At 74.6% G+C, this 2,803-nt stretch carries 3 protein-coding genes; all 3 read right to left on the bottom strand.

From position 1 onward, the window contains the following. The coding region (locus AB0G02_RS34165; protein WP_360802710.1) for a hypothetical protein at nucleotides 1-502 on the bottom strand (502 nt) is incomplete at its 3' end. A 42-nt stretch (nucleotides 503-544) separates the two neighbouring features. Beyond that, the gene (locus AB0G02_RS34160) at nucleotides 545-1,852 is read right to left on the bottom strand and encodes a DUF2185 domain-containing protein (RefSeq protein WP_360802707.1); all 1,308 of its coding nucleotides are present in this window, start codon (nucleotides 1,850-1,852) and stop codon (nucleotides 545-547) included. Between the two features lie 164 nt (nucleotides 1,853-2,016). After that, a partial coding sequence (locus tag AB0G02_RS34155; RefSeq protein WP_360802705.1) for an ATP-binding protein occupies nucleotides 2,017-2,803 on the bottom strand: 787 nt, incomplete at its 5' end.

The raw sequence follows: 2,803 nt of genomic DNA, 5'->3' as shown, positions 1-2,803 counted from the left end.
CACCGTCCCCGCCGGAGTCGCCGTCGCGGGCCACCAGCAGGCGTTCCTGCTCGTCCAGGTCGCCCTGGAGCCACACCGAGGCGTCCAACCAGGGCATGAGCTCCTCGCGGATGACGCCGGTGCCCTCGACCCACACGACGTCGACACCGGCGGGGACGGTGATCGACCCGGGCCGGCCGCGGGCGATCCAGGCGTCCGGGCGGAAGTCCACCGCCTCACCCCGGTGCACAGGCCGAAGCACGTGGTCGACCAGCACGCCGCCCCAGTCGAAGTAGGCGTGGTGCCAGGCGACGTCGTCGGTGTGCACGACCGCGGAGCGCGGCACGACCGCGCGCAGCCGCTCGGCCAGGGTCGTCTTCCCGGCACCACCCCGGCCGTCGATCGCGATCACCCGCGGACGTCCGGTGACGTCGGGCGACGCCGCGCGCAGCCGCCGGACGGCGTCGAGCAGGGTGATCACCCGCCAGTCGGCGGTTTCGGGCTCACCGGGGTGCAGACGCATCGACGACCGTCCTCCTCCACGTGGTCGGGCGACCGCGCGGCGTCAGTCCTCGACCGGCACGAACGTGCCGCCCGCCCGCTCGAACGCCGATCCCGGCGGTCGCTCGAACACCGCCTCCAGCGCCGGATCCGCGCCGATCAGCTCGCGCAGCGGGACCAGCACGGCGTTCCGCGAGTCGTCGATGTACTCCTGTGCCTCGTCGCCCGCGAACACGCGCCAGCCGCTGTCCGCGTCGCGGGAGGGCTCGTCGCGGTACAGCCACCCGGCGGGCGCACCCTCGCGCGCCACGCGGGCCGACACGATCGCCATCTTCGCGAGGTCCCCCAAGTGCAAGCGCTCGAACCGCCGGTGGCGCGTCACGATCTCCGGTGCGCCCAGCTCCACCCGGACGCGCAGCAACGTGCCGTCCCCGGCGAGGTCGCGGTACACCGGGAACGCGCCGTCGCCCCAACTGGTGAACCAGCCGGTCATCAGCGCCCCGCCGACCTCCACCTCCCCGGACCCGGTCGCGGACGAGCGCATCGGCTCCAGCACGCGGTGGTGGTCGTCGTGCGGCCGCAGGTCGAACGCGAACTTCAGACCCTCGTCCCGCAACGACCGCAACCGGTCGTGCAACGCGCGTGCCCGGTCGCGGGTGAGGTCGGTCCACACGTACTGGCCATCCACAGTGGAGGCGGCGAGCCTCGCGGCGACCTGCTCCTCGTCCCCGCCCCAGAACGCGAGGTCGAACAGGCCGTCGGTCGGTTCGTCGTTGGTCCACGAGTTCAACGCGGTCGGGTCCGCGAACATCAGGCGTGCCTCGTCGACCAGCACGTACCCGGCTTCGACGGACTCCGCGACCACGCCTTCCGCGCACTGCACCCACACCGAGTGCCACCGCTCGCGGTCCGGCCCCGGCGGCATCCGCTCACCCAGCACCCGCAACCGGCCGGTGGGCAGGCCGCGCACCGCCACCGCCCAGCCGCCGTGGAACGGCACCTCGGCGCCGCCGGGCAGGTCGTCGAGCAGCCGCAGCACGCGGGTGTGGTGCGGCATCCTCGGCACCTGCCGGACGGTCGCGTCCAGACCGGTGCGCGCCGCCGCGTCGGCCACCAGTCCGCTGTCCCGCGGCAGGTCGAACGCGTACCGGCCCTTGACGGCGGCGAGGTCCAGCCGGGCGGCGACCTCGGCCGCCCGCGGTCCGACGACCTCGAAGTCCACCGCGGCGTTCGCCTCCGCCACGACCTCGGGGGGTGCGAACCCCTCGGGGAGCAGCGGCGGCCGATCGCCCGACCACAACCGGAGCAGCCCGAAGTCGATCAGCAGCAGATCACCCGAGGGGAACGACGCGGTCCCCAGCAACTCCGGCATGGGGTACATCGTGCCACCCCGCCGTGGAGCGGGCGGGCACGTCGGCACCGGCCGATCCGCGTGCGGCGGGTGGCCGGTCAGACCGGTCGGGTCCGGATGGTGAGGGTGTCGGTGCTCAACCCGTGCAGGCCCGACAGGGACAGCACGCGAGCGGGGGCGGTGCCCTAGACGGCCAGCACGGTGAGGGTGCGCCGGGCCAGGGTCGCGGTCGCGGCGGCGTGCAGGAGCAGCGCTATGCCGGAGCTGCTGAGGTAGTCGACGTGGCTGAGGTCGATCTCGACCGGACGTGGGTCGGCGGCGCCGATCGCGACCGCCAGTGCCTCGTGCAGCTCGTCGACGGTGGTGAGGTCCACGTCGCCGGTGAGCCGCAGCACCTGGACCGCCGCCGGGTCGGGTGCGTCCGGGACGACGTGCTCCCGGGGCTGCCCGGCCGGCCGGGGGACCGGTGCGTCGTCCGGCTGGTCGACGAGGTCGAACTCGACCGTCGTGCCGTCGTCGGCGTGGTCGAAGGTGGCCCGCAGGCCGATCGTGCGGATGATCTGCAAGCCGCGGCCGCGGTGGCCCTTGTCGGCGGGTTCGGGTCGCCACCGGCCGTGGTCGCGGACGACGACGTGGAGGCCCTGGGCCGTGGTGGCGATGTCGTAGGTGAAGTCACCGGGCGCGTCGGGCGGGTAGGCGTGGTCCACGGCGTTGGCGGCGGCCTCACCGAGGGCGAGCTGCAGGTCGTCGAGCAGGTTCTCGGACAGCCCGGCGGTCGTGGCCCAGGCGGTGACGTGGCGGCGCATGACGGCGAGTTCGGCGGGTCGGGCGGGCGCGGTGCGCCGCAGCGGCGGGGGCAGGTGGCGGGCGACGACCAGCGCCACGTCGTCGTCCTGACCGTCGGCCAGCAGCGACGTGGTGAGCGCGTCGCTCAGGGCCTGGGGCGGCAGCGGGCCTGCGGCGCGTGCGGCG

It is taken from the genome of Actinosynnema sp. NPDC023658 (assembly GCF_040639995.1).
In the GTDB taxonomy this organism is placed as follows: domain Bacteria; phylum Actinomycetota; class Actinomycetes; order Mycobacteriales; family Pseudonocardiaceae; genus Actinosynnema.
The sequence above is the reverse complement of the archived record's forward strand: the minus strand, read 5'-3'. Positions and strand labels throughout refer to the sequence as shown.

What these genes read in the sequence shown, in the direction of transcription:
- AB0G02_RS34160 (WP_360802707.1), bottom strand. Translation starts at nt 1,852, where the DNA reads ATGCCGGAGTTGCTGGGGACCGCGTCGTTCCCCTCGGGTGATCTGCTG.